Source organism: Marinobacter sp. es.042 (genome assembly GCF_900188315.1).
Taxonomy (GTDB): Bacteria; Pseudomonadota; Gammaproteobacteria; order Pseudomonadales; family Oleiphilaceae; genus Marinobacter.
This window is the reverse complement of sequence record NZ_LT897781.1, coordinates 194,575-211,935: the sequence shown is the minus strand read 5'-3', so window position 1 is coordinate 211,935 and position 17,361 is coordinate 194,575. Positions and strand designations below refer to the sequence as shown.

Below are 17,361 nucleotides of genomic sequence, written 5' to 3'. Positions count from 1 at the left end.
TGTCATGCAAGACCTCAAGGGCAAGGTCGCCCTCGTAACCGGTGCCTCACGCGGCATCGGTCGTCACATCGCACTGCAACTTGCCCAACGCGGTGCCGACGTCGCCATCAATTACCGTTCACGCCAGTCTGAAGGCGAAGAAGTCGCCAAAGAAATTGAGGCAACCGGCGTACGGGCACTCTCCTTCAAAGCAGACCTGTCAAAAATGCCGGAAGCGCGCAGCCTGGTTCGCCAGGTTCAGGAACAGTGGGGCCGCATCGATATCCTCGTGAACAACGCCGGCATCACCAAAGACAAGTCCATGAAGAAGCTTACCGACGATGATTGGAACGACGTTCTCGACACCAATCTGGGCAGCGTCTACGCCACATGCTCCGAAGTGTTGAAGATCATGATGGATCAGAAATACGGTCGCATCATCAACATCACGTCTTTCGTCGGGCAGGCGGGCAACTTCGGGCAAGCCAACTATGCGGCCAGCAAGGGGGGCATTATTGCGTTTACCAAGACCCTGGCACTGGAAATGGCAAAGTACAACATCACGGTCAATGCCATTGCCCCGGGCTTCACTGAAACCGAAATGCTGGCCCAGGTCCCGGAAAATATCCGTGAACAGATCATTGCCAGGGTTCCGATGGGTCGTTTTGGCAAGCCGGAGGAAATTGCCCGCGCCGTGGTCTTCCTGGCCGCAGAAGGCGATTACATCACCGGCCAGCAGATCAACGTTAACGGCGGCGTTTACATGTAACACCTGAAAGACAGAAGGCGAAAAAATGGCTGACAAACCAATAAAAAAGCAATCAACGCCTGACTTCGAACCCAATGTGGTAAGCCGCTCTCTGGCGCGAGTGGGTGTCCATGGTGGTCACCTGCTCAAGCGCTCCATAATGCGGCGTTTGCGCGGTGGCCCACCCAATCCGGCCAGCGTAGGCAGCATGACCAGGCCCTTCGTGACGCTGACCGGCAAGCTTGCTACCCAGCCAGACACGCTTCTGTTTGCACAGATGCGGCTGCTCAAAGACACCAGTCTGTTCTGGTCTGGCATTCTGGCCAGCGGTATTGGCAAGAAACCGTTGACCGTAGCCGAACCCGAGCCTGGCGACGGTCGCTTCCGTGACCAGGCCTGGAACGACGTCATCGCCTTCAACGCCCTCAAGCAGGCGTATTTACTGTCAAGTCGCTGGGTTATGGACACCATCGACGATGTCCGGGATCTGGATGATCACGATAGACGGAAAGTCCGTTTTTTCACCAGCCAGATGACCGACGCCCTCGCACCCAGCAACTTCATTCTGAGCAATCCGGAAGTGTTGCGCACAACCGTCAAGACACGAGGCAAGAACCTCCTGCGAGGCCTCGCCAACCTGCTGCGTGATCTGGACGAGGGCAAGGGCCCGATGCCTTTCCGCATGTCCGATCCGGATGCGTTTGAAGTGGGCGACAATCTGGCCAACACACCTGGCGACGTGGTGTTCCAGAACGACCTGATGCAACTCATCCAATACCGGCCGACCACCGAGACCGTCCATCGCCGGCCCTTACTGGTGATACCGCCCTGGATCAACAAGTATTACATCCTCGATCTTGGCGAGAAAAAATCCTTCATCCGTTATTGGGTGGAACAGGGCCACACCGTGTTTGTGGTTTCCTGGGTAAATCCCGGCCCGGAGTTGGCACACAAGACCTTTGAAGACTACATGCTCGAAGGTCCGGTCGCCGCGATGGATGCCATTGAACAGGCAACCGGTGAGCGAGAAATCAACACGGTGGGATACTGCATTGGTGGCACCCTGCTTGGTTGCACACTGGCCTGGCTGGCGGCTCGCGGGGATGATCGCGTAAAAAGCGCGACGTTTCTCAACAGCATGATGGATTTCTCGGAAGTCGGCGATCTCGAAGTCTTCATCGACGAGGACTCTATTGCCAAAATCGAGAAGGCCATGAACAAACAGGGCTATCTTGAAGGCGCTTCCATGGCAACGGCCTTCAACATGCTGCGGGCCAACAGTCTGATATGGTCTTTTTTCGTCAATAATTACCTTCTCGGCCGCGACACTGCGCCCTTTGACCTGTTGTACTGGAACTCGGACGCCACCCGCATGCCAGCGGCCATGCACAGCTTTTACCTCCGCAATATGTACCTGAACAACCGGCTGCGTGAGCCCGGGGGTATTACACTGGCGGGTACACCGATCGATTTGAGAAAGGTGAAGGCCCCCGCCTACTTTGCATCTGCGATTGAGGACCACATCGCACCCTGGATCTCCTGCTACAAAGGCGCACGTAACCTGGGCGGCCCGTTGCGTTTTGTCCTCGGCGGTTCAGGGCACATTGCCGGCATCATCAATCCGCCCGAGAAAAAGAAGTACGGTTATCGCCTCAACGAAGACAACCCGGCCAATCCAGAGGAATGGCTGAAAGGTGCCGAGCAGTTTGAAGGTTCCTGGTGGCCAGATTGGGTGGCTTGGGCCGAGCAGTTCGGTGGCGGTGAGGTTAAGGCTCGCATTCCGGGAGAGGGCAATCTGCCGGTGATTGAACCGGCGCCCGGGGCTTACTTGCGCAACGAGCCGGCACCGCCAGCCCCGGTAGCCAGGAAACCAAGGCAACCGTCAAAAAGGAAATCGGCTTCCGATAAGCCGAAAGCGAGATCTCCCGAAAAAGTTACCCACTAAAAAACCATTGCGACGGCTTTGAATCGCCAGGCTCATGTCTTCAGGAGCCTGTCCTTAACGCCCCAGGTATCTGAAGCGCAGTACATTCTGATACTTGTCGATGTATTTCTGATTGATGCGACCAATCACACCCGACTGGCGCACGTCGTCGAAGCATTGATCAAAAGCAGCCGCGAGTGCGGCGTCCCGAAAAACCATCTTGTGCGGCGCCGGGTTGAAGATTGGCGCGAAACGAAAAGCATCAGACTGCGAGGGCCAGCTTTCACCACGGCGCTTTTCGTTGAAGATTCTACGATTCACTTCCGCGACCACGAATCCGTCGGCCAGGATCGCATCGACACGGCCCATAAACAGTAGCCGGGAGTGAATGGTCTGATCGGCGATCTCGGTGAGGGAGGCGAACTCGGGCACGTTGTCGCTGATTCCCAGCACATCGACCCCTTCGCGGAAGGTCACCACGTCAAGACCGGCCAGGTCTGCGATCCTCTCGATCGGGCCGACACGAGAATGATTGTAGAAGGCACCGTTCTGGTACCAGATGTAGGCGGATGTGGAATAACCGGGAAGACGCCAGTGCAAAGGTACTGTGGCAACAGCATCGAAGTCCTGACGATCCCTGTAGGTCCGCGCATGGCGCTCAAAGGGCTGCATGATGAATTCAGCCTCAAACCCGCACTCAACGAAGGTCGCCAAAACCAATTCAATATCTCGCCCCTGGAGATTTGGTTCCGCTGCGCCCGGTATCTCAGCAGCAAGAACTGTCAGCCGCGGCAGTGGCTCCGAATTCGCAGCCAGCGGCAATCCTGACAGAAGAAATAAAAAACACTGGGCGAGCGTTGAAATCTTCAAACCGCTGTCTTCTCATCTCGGGCTAAAAGTTCAGTTTTTGAACAATATCCTCATCCCGGCGTGCAGGCAATCACTCTGAGCAAATGCCTGCAAACCAGGATGCACCTCAGCCCAGGAGACACTCCTTGGCCTCATTGATGCGCGCCGCCAGGTAATTGCTGCCACCATGGTCCGGGTGAAGTTTTTGCATCATCCTCCGGTGAGCTTTGATGATCTCTTCCCGACTGGCTCCGGGCTCAAGCCCCAGGATGTCCAGCGCTTCGCTCTCGGTAAGCGGGCCGCCCGTATTGCCACTGTCACCCGACGGATCGCTTTCAGAGGCCGCCTCATCGTCTGTTCTCCAGGAGTCTCCGAACCGGCGATCCAGGTAAGTTTCAAGGAGCCGGGCAGAATCCTCGTCCTGGCCGCGGCAATAGCGTAATAGCTCAAGGAACTCGCTTTCGCTTAACTCCGCCAGCTCTCTCCCTTCCATCGGGCCCTTGATGATCTTGCCGCTCATGATTCCCGAGTCGTGGTCCAGAGTCATTTCCAGAATATCGCTGGAAACATGGGACTGGTTGCCCGACTTGGCCCCGGCACCACCGGTCACGCCACCGAGCCCGCCACGCAATAAAGATGGCAGCAGGCGACGCAACAGAGGATAGAGAAAGGCCAAACCGGCGAAGACAAAATGCAGTCGCCCGGTTATGGCCAGCAGTACGACAATGCCGATACCGGCCAGCAGAGCCAGTTTGAGAATGGCGGCATTGCGCTGACTGGCAGGCTGATTGCGCAACCACACCCACGCCACAACCGCGACAACGATGGCAACAAGCGTTAACGGCACTCAAATACCCCGGGCACACCGGCCCATCAATGGATTCTCACAAGCACTATCGGATCTGTCTGGTCAGGCGCTTCACTTCCGGGGAACTGCGGCTGGAAAAATCCTGCAGCGCCTTGGCTCCCCCGGAAGCATAGACCGCAACTGCCGCCATAAGATCCTTGAGCACCTGAGGACTGTTACGGTCAAAGGGTGCGTATGCGCCCCCTGAAAGCTTGCTCACCTGCTGGAATACCGCCCTCGCATGGGCATCATTGCCCTCATGAAACATGAACACTGGTGTGCGCAGCATTCCCAGTTCCCCGGCGGTGTGACAGAGCTCATCCACCGGTTCTTCGCAACAGTCACCGATAAACACCACAGCTTTGACGGGCTTTGCACGGGTCTCTTTCACCGCGTGGGCCAATACCCGGCTGATCTGGGTGCGCCCACCGAGGCACGAAACGCCGTTCATCAGATTCAGCAACTGCCCGGTTTCGGTCACAAACCCCGTGGCCTTGAACTCACCGAAGCCACGGTAGTAGCAGAGCTGAATGGCCAGGCCACCCAGATCCCGGGTTGCTATAAACAGTTCGCTCTGCAGATGGCAGGCCTGGTCCCAGGTAGCTTCCCGGCTTGCAGTCGCGTCCAGCGCGAAAATCAGCCGCCCCTGCCCGCCACCCTGCTTGGGCAACGTGCGAACCTCATTGATAAACTGGTCGATCGCCTGTTTGTCGGATCGGGTGCGTAGCTCTTTATCGGACATAGGCTCCTGAAAATCACGGCGGCTGAAAAAACTGACGCTAAAATAGTAGGGCATAGATCGCGCAATTCACAGGTTTGGCGAGGGCAACGCATGGTGAAAACAGGGCGTTGGTACCGAATCAGGAGTGCCGCCAGATTCCGGCCTTTGCTCCTGGCTTCCCTTTTTTTGACCGCCATTGCGCTGCCAAGCGCGGTGCAGGCGTCAAACACGTATTACCTGCTCTATCGCCAATGGCAGCCTTACGATTGGCCCGAGAATGTGCCATCTGCCAACGAGGTCACCCGCTCGCAGCGAGGACTCGGCTGGCAAGCCCGGGGCTCTGCCAGCGTCTTCGGTATTGATTACGATTACCAGCCACTACGCATCCGTACAGGCGAGCCGGCCCACAACGGGCACCTGCATCGGTTAACCTTCGGTGGCGAATGGCGGCATCAGCTCTACCGCCTGGAAGCGCGGGCCGGCATCGCCGGCACCTCCAATATGTTCAAATATCAGGATTTTCACAGCGATGTCCTTAACGGCCGTGTTGCATTCTTCCGGGCCGTTAACAGCTCCAGCGCCCTGAGCCTGGGTATCGGAGGCGATCACAGGTTTGGCTCTTTCCGCTGGCTCCCCAGAGCACGCTGGGAACAAAGCAACGCACACGGCCATTGGCTGGTAGACCTGCCCGTTCTGATGCAGTGGCAGAGCCCGGGGCAGGTTTGGGCGTTCCGGGTGGAACGAAACGGGGACCGTTGGGCCACGCTGGACAAGGAGAGGGAAGTAGAAAGCGCGCTCTATTTACGCGAGTGGAGAACCCAACTGACTTATCGGGTGCACCAGGGGGGACAATCCTGGCCAACCATCGTTCTTGGTATAGGAGCCAGTCTGGCTACCCGTATCCAATACAAGGACCTGAACACGGGTACCGAGGATCTGAGGCTTGGGGATGCCCTGCTGGCAAGCCTCAGGCTCGGTTGGTAAAAAATCCATTCATATTCAAGAACAGACGCAAACGCTGAAGCTCAACCCGCCAGCGCGGCTCGCACTTTCTTGCTCAAATGCCCCATCTCAACGCGGCCAAGCACCTGGGGTTTCAATTCATTCATCACCTTACCCATGTCCTGCATGCCCTGGGCATCCGTTGAACTGATGGCCATCCGAATCAACCCGTCAAGATCATCCTCGTTGAGGGCCGCAGGCATGAACTCTTCAATGATCACCATTTCCGCTCGCTCTTTATCGCCCAGTTCCTCGCGGCCGGCTTCGTCGTACTGACTGGCAGCGTCGCGGCGCTGTTTGAGCATCTTGTCCAGCACCTTGAGAACATCCTCGTCATTGAGCTCGCGGCGTTCATCAATCTCAATCTGCTTCACGGCAGACTGGGCCATGCGCAAAGTAACCAGGCGGGTTTTATCCTTGTTCCGCATTGCTTCTTTTACTGCGCTGTTCAGTTGTTCCTTAAGGGTTGGTGCCGTCATATTGCTGATCTCCTGTTGTTTCGCTTTGTTCTGCTTTATGGGGACGAATCGGGAATAATGCAAAGGGTGGGAATTCCATGATTCATGCTGCACTGTAGAATGCAGACACCCGAGGAAAGAAAAAGGCGCCAGGAACAATGATTGATTTCCGCAGCGATACTGTGACCCGCCCTACCCCCGAGATGCGCGAAGCCATGGCCAGCGCCGAGGTGGGAGACGATGTCTATGGCGACGACCCTACGGTTAACAGCCTGCAGGCCTACGCCGCCCAGCGGCTTGGCTTCGAAGCGGCCCTTTTTACTGTCACAGGCACCCAGGCCAACCTGCTTGCCATCATGAGCCATTGTGGCCGTGGCGATGAGTATCTCTGTGGCCAGTCCGCTCACAATTACAAGTACGAGGGCGGAGGCGCCGCGGTGCTCGGCAGTGTCCAGCCCCAACCGATCGAGAACGAGCCGGACGGGAGCATTGATCTGGAAAAAGCCCGGGCCGCGATCAAGGCGGACGATTTTCATTTTGCCGTCACCCGTCTGCTCTCCCTTGAGAACACCATCGGAGGCAAAGTACTGCCCCTTGAGTGCCAAGCGCAGGCCCGTGCGTTCTGCGACGAACACGGGCTTCTTCTGCACCTGGACGGCGCCCGTATTTTCAATGCCGCCGTGAAATCAAACTGCGATGTCACCGAAATAACCCGGCACTACGATTCCGTCAGCGTGTGTCTGTCCAAAGGCCTGGGCGCACCGGTCGGATCGCTGTTGCTGGGGTCGGAATCATTCATCAAGCGGGCCACCCGGCTGCGCAAAATGGTGGGAGGCGGCATGCGCCAGGCCGGCATTCTGGCCGCCGCGGGACGTATCGCGCTCGAAAGGGGGCCTCTTCGACTGTTCGAGGACCATGAAAACGCCGAATACCTTAGCAACGGCCTGGCAAAGATTCCGGCACTTGAGGTCAACCCGGCCAGCACCCAGACCAACATCGTTTATGCAAGGTGCAAGGCGGGCCAGGCGTCACAGCTGAAAGACTACCTGGCCGAACAGGGCATCCTGATTACGGCCGGCGACCCCATCCGCTTTGTGACCCATCAGGATGTCAGCCGTGAGGATGTGGACACCCTGCTGACGGCCATCCGGAAATTCTACCCGTCCTGAACGGATACTCTCGCTCAAAAAAGGCCCCTCAATGAGGGGCCCTTCCAGCGTTACCTGATATCAGCCTGGGGTTACACCATCTTGCCTTCGGCAATCAGCAAGCGGCGTTCGTGATGAAGGCCTTTGAACAGGCTGTAGGTCATCACCAACAGCACCAGCGTAAACGGCAGCCCGACACTCAGGGCGCCAGCTTGCAGAGCGTTGAGGGCTTGTTCACCGCCAACGAACAGAAGCACCCCGGCAATGGTCCCTTCAGTGACCGCCCAGAAGATGCGCTGGGCTTTCGGGGCATCGGTCTTGCCGCCAGACGTGATGCTGTCAATCACCAGGGAACCTGAATCCGAGGATGTGACGAAGAAGGTCAACACCAGAGTGATCCCGATAAAAGAGGTGATTCCAGACAGTGAGATATTTTCCAGCATCTGGAACATGGCCAACGACACTTCGGTAAGACCATCGGAACCCAACACGCCAATATCGTTCTGAACCTGGTTAAGCGCCCCGCCTCCGAATGCGCTCATCCAGAACAGAGTAATGATGGTCGGGATGATCAGAACCGCCGTGACGAACTCACGCACCGTGCGGCCATGGGATACCCGCGCGATAAACATACCTACGAACGGTGACCAGGAAATCCACCAGGCCCAGTAGAAGACGGTCCAACCATGGAACCAGGTGGTGTCTTCCTCGCGGCCAAAGGGATTACTGAGCGAGAACATATTGGACGCGTAGGAGACCGACGTATCCCAAAGCCACTGGAACACGGCAAGTGTGGGGCCGGCAAATATTACAAACAGCAGCAGCAGCCCGGCCATGATCATGTTCGCGTTACTGAGAATCCGGACACCACCGTGGATCCCCCGAATCACGGAGAGGGTAGCGACCGCCGTAACGCCGGCGATCACGCCTACCTGAATATTCAGGCCTCCCTCAATATCAAACAGGTAGGAGATACCGGATGCCGCTTGCTGGGCGCCAAACCCCAGCGAGGTTGCAAGACCAAAGATGGTCGCCAGTACCGACACGGTGTCGATGACATTGCCGGGCCACCCCCAGACCTTGTCTCCCAGAATTGGGAAAAAAGCGGAACGAATGGTTAGCGGCAGGCCTTTATTAAAGGCAAAAAACGACAGCGAGAGCCCGACAATCGCGTAGATTGCCCAGGGATGCAGACCCCAGTGGTACATGGTTGCGCCCATCGCAAGGCGGGCACCCTCAGCAGTGTTTGGCTCAACACCCAGGGGTGTTCCATACCAGTCGGTGTAATAGGCCACCGGCTCGGCAACCGACCAGAACATAAGCCCTGTACCCATACCAGCTGCGAACAACATGGCAAACCAGGACAGCAGAGAGAATTCGGGCTTGGCATCAAGCCCGCCAATGCGAATCTTGCCCACCGGCATAAAAATAAGGGCCAGGCAGAAGATAACAAACAGGTTTGCGCTGAGAAGAAAGCCCCAGTCGAACACAGCGATCGCACCATTCTTGGCACTATCGAGCAACTCCTTTGCACCTGCAGGGAAAATAAGTGTTCCGACAACGAAGGCAACAATCAGGATTGCGGTTAACGGAAATACGATGTTGTGGATATCGAAGCCGAACTTCTCGATATTATCCTGACCGGCTACGTAGTCGGTCTGATAATCGTCTGAAATGACGTCACCCAATGTGAGGACTCCTATGACTGCATAACCCGGCAGTCGGTTGGAAAGTTTACCTCTCTAAGTGCCACCCCAATATTTTGAACTCTAAGAATTAAAATTTCCAACTCTGTTAGACTTGTGCGCTACGAATCCTCGCAACGCCTGAAGGTTCCCGCTGATGAAACTCAACCCCTTTAACACCCGCATCGGTCTGGCTCTGGGAGGCGGCGCTGCCAAAGGCATTGCGCACATTGGTGTGCTGAAAGCGTTTGAAGAAGAGCAAATCAAGATTCATTGCATTTCGGGCACGAGCGCCGGCGCGCTTATCGCGAGCTATTACGCTTTCGGCCGCCCGGCGGAATCCATCCTCAGCATTTGCTCAACGCTGAACCTCTCCAAAATCATCAACTTTACCTTTGAGCGCGGAGGGCTGTTCAGCACCAACGCCATTCGGGAGATGATTCACCGCGATCTGGGCGATGTCCGGATCGAGGACGCCGAGATTCCGCTGGCCATCTGTGCCACGGATATCGAAACCGGCGAACAGTTGATCTTCCGGGAAGGCAATCTGGCGGATGTCGTGTGCGCCTCAATGGCGGTTCCCGGCCTGTTTGTACCTGTTGAAATCGATGGGCGGATTCTGGTGGACGGGGGGCTGGTGGAAAACGTCCCCATTTCGCCATTGGCCAAAATGGGTGCTGGTATTACGGTGGCCGTTGATCTCAGCCATGTCAGCCGTTATCCGAAGCCGGACAACACCTTCGATGTCATTTCCAACGCCATCAACATTGGCATCGATTTCAACACCCGCAAGCAACTGAAGCATGCCGACATATCGGTACCTCTGGACCTGAGCGACTACAGCCTTACCAATAACGCCGACCGCGTTGACGAGCTTTATCGGGAAGGCTATCACCCGATGAAGAAGAAGATCCGCCAGGTACTCTGGTACAAACGGATGCATGTTGCCATCAGTCTTCTGAAAACAACCCGAACGTTGATGCCCTTCAAGGTGCCCGAGATTCTGAAGGAGCTCAGGCGCCACGGCTTTGCGGTGCGCAATCGTCATTAGCCACTTAATCACCGCCAGCGGTGAACCAAAACGCTCTTTGCAGACTACTCTTCACACCCGACCATTTTTCAATGCGAACGGAGCTTGCGCATGATTACAGTTCACCACCTCAACAATTCCCGCTCACAGCGCGTTCTCTGGATGCTGGAAGAACTGGGTGTTCCCTATGAGATCAAGCATTACCAGCGAGATCCCAAGACCATGCTGGCCCCCGAAAGCCTGAAAAAGGTGCACCCGCTCGGAAAATCCCCGGTGATCACAGACGGCGATCTGGTGGTGGCCGAATCCGGTGCCATCATTGAATACCTGGCACACACCTACGGCAAAGACACCATGCTCCCGGAGAGCGGGGGGCAAGCCTGGCTCGACTACACCTATTGGTTGCACTACGCCGAAGGCTCATTGATGCCGCCTCTGGTGTTGCGACTTGTCTTCGAAAAGGTAAAAACCAGCCCGATGCCGTTCTTTGTGAAACCTGTCGCCAAGGGCATTTCGGACAAAACCAACGAAATGTTTATCGGCCCTATGATCAAGACCCACCTGGATTTCGTGGAAAGCCATCTGGCGAAGAACACCTGGTTCCTGGGGGACAAACTGAGCGCGGCGGACATCCAGATGAGCTTCCCGCTTGAGGCTTCCGTAGCCAGGGGCATCGTCGGCAGGAACCAGCCTCACATCAGCGGATGGGTCAAACGCGTTCATGCCCGACCGGCTTATCAGAGGGCGCTCGAGAAAGGCGGTGATTACGACTTCGCCTGAAGGTCACGACAATCTGATTGCCGCCGTCCAGTGACGGCGGTTTGGAAACCTGAGAAGTGTAGGCCACCCGGTCTACTGGCTTCCGGGTAAAAGCCGTTGCAAAAAATTATCCAACGCCTGATTAACGGCGTCCGAATGCGACAGATTTGCGGCGTGCCCGGCACCGGGAATCACGACCAGTTCGGCATCCGGGATTTTGTCCGCCATCACCTGTGCCCGCTCCATCGGAATCGCAATGTCAGCATCGCCATGGATAATAAGCGTGGGCTGGGAAACCTCTGAAAGACGCTCCGTGACGTCATCGCGGCTTGCCAGCGTCTGGAAGTTGTTGCCGATGTTTGCCGCCGACATCGTTTTCCATTTTTCCTTCCAGTGTTCACTGTCAGGGTAATCACTCCCAAGAATGATGTTGGCAATGGTGGTACCCACTTCCGGGGTCAGCCCCTGCTCCATAAAAGAACTGATCAGTTGCTGGTAAAGGGGCAGCTTTTCTTCCTGCTCGGTACCTGCCTGGCTATCAAGCATCACCAGTCCGACCACCCGATCAGGATGAGTCAGAGCACACCGTAGTGACAGGAAGCCACCCTGAGACATCCCTACCAGAACGGCTTTTTCTACGCCCAGATGCGTGAGCAGTGCAGCCAGGTCATCTGCCGAGTCGTAGTAACTGAAGGGTTCGGGCTGGGCAACGGCGGTGAGCCCATGCCCACGCTCATCCCAGGTGATGCATCGGAAACGGTCGCGAAACGCCGACACCTGCGGAGCAAACATTTCGTGGTCCATCAGCAGACCGTGCGAGAACACCACAACCGGTCCAGTCCCGCCAGTGTCCTCGTAGTAAAGCCTTTGGCCATTTACCTCGGCGAAAGCCATCACACATCCTCTTTTGTTGTTTGTTGTCGGATCAGCATAGCATCCTATGCTCTTAGCAGTCTGTCCATCTGCCAAGAGGCGCTCGGCCAGCCGATGGTCTAACCTTGATCCTGCATCTCGTTAACTGCTCGCTTTTCTGGCTCGGGAAAGCTTACAGCCAAAACAAGAACAGGAACTGGGGACTGTATGATTTTTGATTACATCGTTGTAGGTGGCGGATCGGCTGGCGCTGTAATGGCGGCGCGATTGAGTGAGGACCCTGATGTCAGCGTCTGTCTTCTGGAGGCAGGCGGCAAGGGCGATCACTTGTTAACCCGCGCACCAGCTGGTGTGGTCGCGATCATGCCCGGCCATGGCAAGATCAATAACTGGGCGTTCAATACAGAGCAGCAGCCGGAGCTCGCTGGGCGTCGAGGATTTCAGCCCAGAGGCCGTGGGCTGGGAGGCTCCAGCCTGATCAACGCAATGCTTTATGTGCGTGGACACAGGGCGGATTATGATGGATGGGCCGAGCTGGGTTGCGACGGATGGGGATGGGATGATGTTTTGCCCTACTTCCGCAAAGCGGAATGCCATGAAGGTGGAGCCAGCGAATACCATGGGGCCGATGGCCCATTGCATGTTTGCAAACAGCGATCACCAAGGCCCATTTCCGAAGCCTTTATCGAGGCGGCTAAAGAGCGAGGCTATCCCGCAAGCGACGATTTCAATACCGGCGACAACGAGGGCGTTGGCCTGTATGAAGTTACCCAGTTTCATGACACCGAACGCAATGGTGAACGCTGTTCCACCGCTGCGGCATATTTGTATCCGATCATGAAACAGCGCAACAACCTCAAGGTTGTGACCGGTGCCCGTGCGACCCGAATTCTTTTTAACGGAAAACGTGCTTCAGGCGTTGAGTATCGGCTCAAGGGCCAATCGCTCACGGCCTCAGCAAACCGCGAAGTCATCCTATCCGCCGGTGCCTTCGGCTCCCCGCAATTACTACAGCTATCCGGAGTGGGAAATCCCGACGACATCCTCCCGCATGGAATTCCCATGGTTCACGAGCTGCCGGGCGTCGGCCGAAATCTGCAGGATCATCTGGATTTCATTCTGGCCTACAAGTCTGCAGATACCGATAACTTTGGCTTCAGTTTAACGGGCATGAAAAACATGCTTCGCCATTCCCTCCAATGGCGAACGGATGGGACGGGTATGATTGCCTCACCCTTTGCAGAGGGGGCGGCATTCCTAAAGTCTGACCCGGAGCACGACAAGCCGGACCTGCAGCTGCACTTCGTCGTCTCCATCGTGGAGGATCACGCCCGTAAACTGCATTGGGGACACGGCTTCAGTTGCCACGTCTGCAACCTGCGGCCGAAATCCCGAGGGCGTGTCTTCCTGTTAAGCTCCGACCCAATGGCCGATCCCGGCATCGACCCCAACTACTTGTCCGACCCGGACGACCTGAATCTGACTATCAAAGGCGCAAAAATCACCCGGGAAATTTTAGAAGGGCCTGCACTCTCGCCGTACCGACAATCCGAAATGTTCGGCGTTCACGACGACATGAGCGATGAGGAATGGGAACGCCACATTCGCGCCCGCGCGGATACGATCTATCACCCGGTAGGCACCTGCAAGATGGGCATAGATGATCTGGCCGTGGTTGACTCCAGCCTCAAGGTTCACGGACTTGAGGGTTTACGGGTGGTCGACGCTTCAGTCATGCCGACTTTGATTGGTGGTAACACCAACGCCCCGACGATCATGATTGCTGAAAAGATCGCCGATACGATTCGAACCGACGGATAAAGGCCTCACTACAGGTGCCAAAATGACAACAAAAGACAAACCAGTTGCTCTAATCATCGGGGCCGGCGACCACCTGGGTTCTGCCATCGCCCGGCGCTTTGCAAAGGAAGGCTTCCACCTTGTGGTCACCCGCCGGCGCGGGGATCTTGATCTTCTCAGCTCGGAAATTCAGGCTCTCGGCTCGAGCGCGACAGGCATCCACTCCGATGCAAGGGACGAAGACCAGGTCATTGAGCTGATTGAACGCGTTGAGTCAGAGCATGGCCCAATACGGGTAGCCGTCTTCAACGTGGGCGGAAACGTTCGATACGATATCTGCGAGACCAGCACCCGGGTCTACCGGAAAGTCTGGGAGATGTGCGCACTGGCCGGGTTTCTGGTCGGGCGCGAGGTCGCAAGGAAAATGCTGCAACGCAATGAAGGCACACTCCTCTTTACCGGCGCCTCCGCCAGCCTCCGCGGCGGACGCGGCTTTGCGGCCTTTGCCGGCGGCAAGCATGCGCTGCGCGCCCTGGCGCAAAGCATGGCAAGGGAACTGGGCCCTCAAGGGATACACGTCGCTCACGTGGTGGTGGATGGCCTCATCCGCAATGAAGCCACGGCAGAATTTTTGCCGGACCTCTATGCGAGCAAGGGCGAGGACGGCATTATCGAGCCCGACGACCTCGCGGAAATCTATTGGCAGCTACACAACCAGCCACGCTCAGCCTGGACTTTCGAGCTCGATGCGCGGCCTTTCTCAGAGAATTGGTAACGCCCCGGAAAAGCTGTGTCGGACTATCAGGAGCCGGGTATCAGCCGGCTCCTGTCGTTCCTAGACGTAGAAGTCCAGCTCCTCCTGGGATTTCAGAAGATCCCGCATATTGATCGGGTCGTCACCGAAGAAGAACACAAGCCCCCAGTGAGTACCGAAAGCGGATCGGTCCGGAACTGTTTCCTCGGCAGGGGCCACCAGCTCGTGAGACTCGAAGTAAGGATGCTCAATGCACTCTTTGGGCATTTCCAGCTTGCTCACCACGCGGCGTCTCGGATACACACCAAAGCAGCCGGCATAACCTTTGGCATCGACCACTTCGCGGGGGAAGAAGGCATCCACCTCTTCCTTGGTGCTCTTGGGATCAAACACCAGCATGGAAGCCTGGTAGGCATTGAATCCATACGCGCGTTCAATCAATTCGAAGGCCTTGAACCCTGGTGGACGATACGCAACTTCGCCAAAGTACATGGTGCCGTCGCTGGTCACGAAGTACTCCGGATGAATCAGGCCGAACTGGATATCAAATGTTTTGACCAGCAACTCGATCTGCTTGGTGATAGCTTCGCGCCAGCTTTCAAGTTCCTTCGTGGCAGGAACAAACACCGAGTAACCCAGGGTGACGTACTCTGAAATATTCAGAAACTTGATTTTGCCATCGTGGATCCAGGCCTCAACGGCGAATTCCCAGCCACTCAGGTGACTTTCCATGAGCAAGGGGTATTCCTCGTCCGGAATCGTATCGATTTCTTCCAGCGTGCGGATCATGCGGTGACCCAGGCAACCGGCTTTATCGAAGGCCTTTACGTGAATAGGATCGTCAGGATCACCATCCAGTTTGAGCAGCGTCTGGTTAACCCGCTTCATGAAGCGAATGATGTCATCCTTTTCGTGGGCTTCTTCGAAAATCCCGACGCGAATACCACCAAGCTGGGCCCGACGTTTCATCAGCGCCTTGTCCCGGAACAGAATGGATTGACCGTACATACGCGGATTATTCAGAAGAACAGAGTTGATCGCGCCTGACCATTCCACCGTTTCCTCGAACAATGGGATTGCGACGTCCACGCCTTCGGCTTTCAGCTTTTCAGCGATTTCCATGGACCGATCGTTCAGGCGAACAAAATCCCAGGGGATAAAGGGAATATTGTTGGCCGTGCAAAAATCGGCAGCCCAATCCGGGGCAACCACGATATAGCGACGATCGAACTTCTGAGCCGCCTTGATCGCATTAATACTCCAGCCCAGAAGGGCAATATAGCCCTTGTTTGGGTCCTTGGGTGTTTCCGTTCCGAGAACCGAGTCCATGGAGGGATCGCGCCAGGCCAGCACTTCCTGCGACATTTTGGATTTCGGTGTGATCGCCATAAGTTAACCCTTTATATTCGAAATAACGCAAAGGGCATTGGCAACAACCCGATGCGTCAGACCAGAGTGTCCCAGCCAGACGCGGAAATTAGTTTCCATACCCAACAATCTAGACCCTTACACGCCACGAAGCGAGCCTGTCCCTCCACTATCAAGACGATTACGAAAGGATCTGGAGTCACAAGATGCAAGCATCCAAAGGCCTGCCTGCAAAGATTTTCCGTTTTATCCCCGTAACCTGTAGAAGGGTTCGAGAACCGGCTTCAATCCTTTTGCATCGTCAATGAACAGCTGCAGATGCGGGAAGGGAATCTCTATACCGGCGGCATCCAGGGCTTCTTTCATCTGCTCGAGAATATCGGCCATGATTCTGGGTCGCACATCCAGGTTATCCGGCGTTATCCACACTTTGACTTCGAGGTTCACTGACGAATCACCGAGGCTTTTGAGCAAAACACGGGGCTCCATGCCAGCGCCCTGCAAAACTTCGGGATGCGCCAGCAAAACCGGCATCAACACTTCCCTCGCGGCCTTCGCAGATTCCTTGTAAGCAATTCCCACGGGAATATTCAGGCGTGTCACGCCCTCTCCGCTGTAATTGATGATATCCGTGGAGGCAACACTGTCGTTTGGAATCATCGTGAAGATATTATCCCGAGTTCGCAGCCAGGTGGTTCGCAAGGCAATCTTCACCACTTTGCCTTCCTGTCCGTTGATGGTGACCCAATCACCGATGCGAAAAGGCCTTTCAATGAGCAGGGTGATACCCGCAATGAAATTGGAGAGCGTGGATTGCGCGGCAAAACCGACGGCAATACCGACGATGCCCAGACCGGCGATAATCGACACCACATCGAAACCGAACTGGGCAAGCACCGATACCACCGCAAGGGTTGCGGCGATAACCGCAAACAGATTCTCGACCAGTTGCCGGATGGAAGGATCCATTCGATAGCGTGAAGTGCCTTCCTTGATCAGACGCCGGAAAACTACCCAGACCACGTAGAAACCGAGGACCATGAAACCCGCCCTCGCCATCGCCTTGAGAACCTCAGGAGAAACCCCGAATTGCGCAAGAATAACTACCAGCGCACCCAACCCGGCCAGATAGCGCAGGCCGCTGCGCATCTGGATGTAAAGAGCGGTTTTGGTTCGCCGCTCACCCAGGCCCAGCCTGATGGCAGCGATCAGAATCAGATAAACGCCCAGAAAGACGCCAAGGTAGATGACAGAGACCAGCAGCTGGCCAAGTACCTGTACCAGCAACGCACCCCAGTCGAGATTCTCGCCTGACACTGCCTGAAAGGCATCGCCAAGATTTCGACGGAGTTGCTCAATCAAATCTGAACCGAATGATTCCATCATGATCTGCACGACACCTTTGCTGTCCATACA

16 protein-coding genes are annotated in these 17,361 nt (G+C 56.0%); 8 read left to right on the top strand and 8 right to left on the bottom strand.

Annotated elements, in window-relative coordinates; all coding sequences use genetic code 11:
- Window positions 1-4 precede the first annotated feature (4 nt).
- Window positions 5-748 (top strand): 3-oxoacyl-[acyl-carrier-protein] reductase, encoded by a 744-nt coding sequence (fabG, locus tag CFB02_RS01120; RefSeq protein ID WP_014578046.1) that lies wholly within the window; start codon window positions 5-7, stop codon window positions 746-748.
- 25 nt (window positions 749-773) lie between these two features.
- On the top strand, window positions 774-2,672 hold the full coding sequence (locus tag CFB02_RS01115; protein WP_088556523.1) for a PHA/PHB synthase family protein: 1,899 nt from the start codon (window positions 774-776) through the stop codon (window positions 2,670-2,672).
- Between the two features lie 54 nt (window positions 2,673-2,726).
- Here CFB02_RS01115 and CFB02_RS01110 read toward each other — a convergent pair whose 3' ends face one another.
- The 3 genes from CFB02_RS01110 to CFB02_RS01100 all read right to left on the bottom strand — a co-directional run bounded on the left by CFB02_RS01110 (window position 2,727) and on the right by CFB02_RS01100 (window position 5,089).
- Window positions 2,727-3,521 (bottom strand): transporter substrate-binding domain-containing protein, encoded by a 795-nt coding sequence (locus CFB02_RS01110; protein ID WP_227519285.1) that lies wholly within the window; start codon window positions 3,519-3,521, stop codon window positions 2,727-2,729.
- Between the two features lie 106 nt (window positions 3,522-3,627).
- Complete coding sequence (locus tag CFB02_RS01105) at window positions 3,628-4,347, bottom strand: DnaJ domain-containing protein (RefSeq protein ID WP_088556522.1); 720 nt, start codon at window positions 4,345-4,347, stop codon at window positions 3,628-3,630.
- Between the two features lie 46 nt (window positions 4,348-4,393).
- Window positions 4,394-5,089, bottom strand: a complete 696-nt coding sequence (locus CFB02_RS01100; RefSeq protein WP_062782169.1) for a hypothetical protein — start codon at window positions 5,087-5,089, stop codon at window positions 4,394-4,396.
- 165 nt (window positions 5,090-5,254) lie between these two features.
- On the opposite strand from CFB02_RS01100, the gene CFB02_RS01095 reads away from it, so the two are divergent.
- On the top strand, window positions 5,255-6,052 hold the full coding sequence (locus tag CFB02_RS01095; RefSeq protein ID WP_157677779.1) for a hypothetical protein: 798 nt from the start codon (window positions 5,255-5,257) through the stop codon (window positions 6,050-6,052).
- 41 nt (window positions 6,053-6,093) lie between these two features.
- On the opposite strand, the gene CFB02_RS01090 is transcribed toward CFB02_RS01095, so the two are convergent.
- Window positions 6,094-6,549 (bottom strand): GatB/YqeY domain-containing protein, encoded by a 456-nt coding sequence (locus tag CFB02_RS01090; protein WP_088556520.1) that lies wholly within the window; start codon window positions 6,547-6,549, stop codon window positions 6,094-6,096.
- Between the two features lie 137 nt (window positions 6,550-6,686).
- On the opposite strand from CFB02_RS01090, the gene ltaE reads away from it, so the two are divergent.
- Window positions 6,687-7,697: a low-specificity L-threonine aldolase gene (ltaE, locus tag CFB02_RS01085; protein ID WP_088556519.1), complete on the top strand. Its 1,011-nt coding sequence runs from the start codon at window positions 6,687-6,689 to the stop codon at window positions 7,695-7,697.
- A 71-nt stretch (window positions 7,698-7,768) separates the two neighbouring features.
- Here the strand turns inward: ltaE and CFB02_RS01080 are convergent, their stop codons facing one another.
- On the bottom strand, window positions 7,769-9,364 hold the full coding sequence (locus tag CFB02_RS01080) for a BCCT family transporter (RefSeq protein WP_088556518.1): 1,596 nt from the start codon (window positions 9,362-9,364) through the stop codon (window positions 7,769-7,771).
- A 154-nt stretch (window positions 9,365-9,518) separates the two neighbouring features.
- Here CFB02_RS01080 and CFB02_RS01075 point away from each other — a divergent pair, with 154 nt between their 5' ends.
- Both CFB02_RS01075 and CFB02_RS01070 read left to right on the top strand, forming a co-directional pair.
- The gene (locus CFB02_RS01075; protein ID WP_088556517.1) at window positions 9,519-10,412 is read left to right on the top strand and encodes a patatin-like phospholipase family protein; all 894 of its coding nucleotides are present in this window, start codon (window positions 9,519-9,521) and stop codon (window positions 10,410-10,412) included.
- A gap of 90 nt (window positions 10,413-10,502) precedes the next feature.
- Window positions 10,503-11,171: a glutathione S-transferase family protein gene (locus CFB02_RS01070; RefSeq protein WP_088556516.1), complete on the top strand. Its 669-nt coding sequence runs from the start codon at window positions 10,503-10,505 to the stop codon at window positions 11,169-11,171.
- Between the two features lie 72 nt (window positions 11,172-11,243).
- Here CFB02_RS01070 and CFB02_RS01065 read toward each other — a convergent pair whose 3' ends face one another.
- Window positions 11,244-12,044 (bottom strand): alpha/beta fold hydrolase, encoded by an 801-nt coding sequence (locus CFB02_RS01065; RefSeq protein WP_088556515.1) that lies wholly within the window; start codon window positions 12,042-12,044, stop codon window positions 11,244-11,246.
- A gap of 186 nt (window positions 12,045-12,230) precedes the next feature.
- On the opposite strand from CFB02_RS01065, the gene CFB02_RS01060 reads away from it, so the two are divergent.
- Both CFB02_RS01060 and CFB02_RS01055 read left to right on the top strand, forming a co-directional pair.
- Window positions 12,231-13,844 carry a GMC family oxidoreductase gene (locus CFB02_RS01060; RefSeq protein WP_088556514.1) on the top strand — a complete coding sequence of 538 codons (1,614 nt, stop codon included), beginning with the start codon at window positions 12,231-12,233 and terminating at the stop codon, window positions 13,842-13,844.
- A gap of 22 nt (window positions 13,845-13,866) precedes the next feature.
- The gene (locus CFB02_RS01055) at window positions 13,867-14,598 is read left to right on the top strand and encodes an SDR family oxidoreductase (protein WP_088556513.1); all 732 of its coding nucleotides are present in this window, start codon (window positions 13,867-13,869) and stop codon (window positions 14,596-14,598) included.
- Between the two features lie 60 nt (window positions 14,599-14,658).
- Here the strand turns inward: CFB02_RS01055 and CFB02_RS01050 are convergent, their stop codons facing one another.
- Together CFB02_RS01050 and CFB02_RS01045 are read right to left on the bottom strand one after the other, a co-directional pair.
- Entirely contained in the window at window positions 14,659-15,906 is a 1,248-nt protein-coding gene (locus CFB02_RS01050; RefSeq protein WP_413772100.1) for a carboxylate--amine ligase, read from the bottom strand.
- Window positions 15,907-16,191: 285 nt separating this feature from the next.
- Window positions 16,192-17,331, bottom strand: a complete 1,140-nt coding sequence (locus CFB02_RS01045) for a mechanosensitive ion channel family protein (protein ID WP_088559123.1) — start codon at window positions 17,329-17,331, stop codon at window positions 16,192-16,194.
- Between the last annotated feature and the right edge of the window lie 30 nt (window positions 17,332-17,361).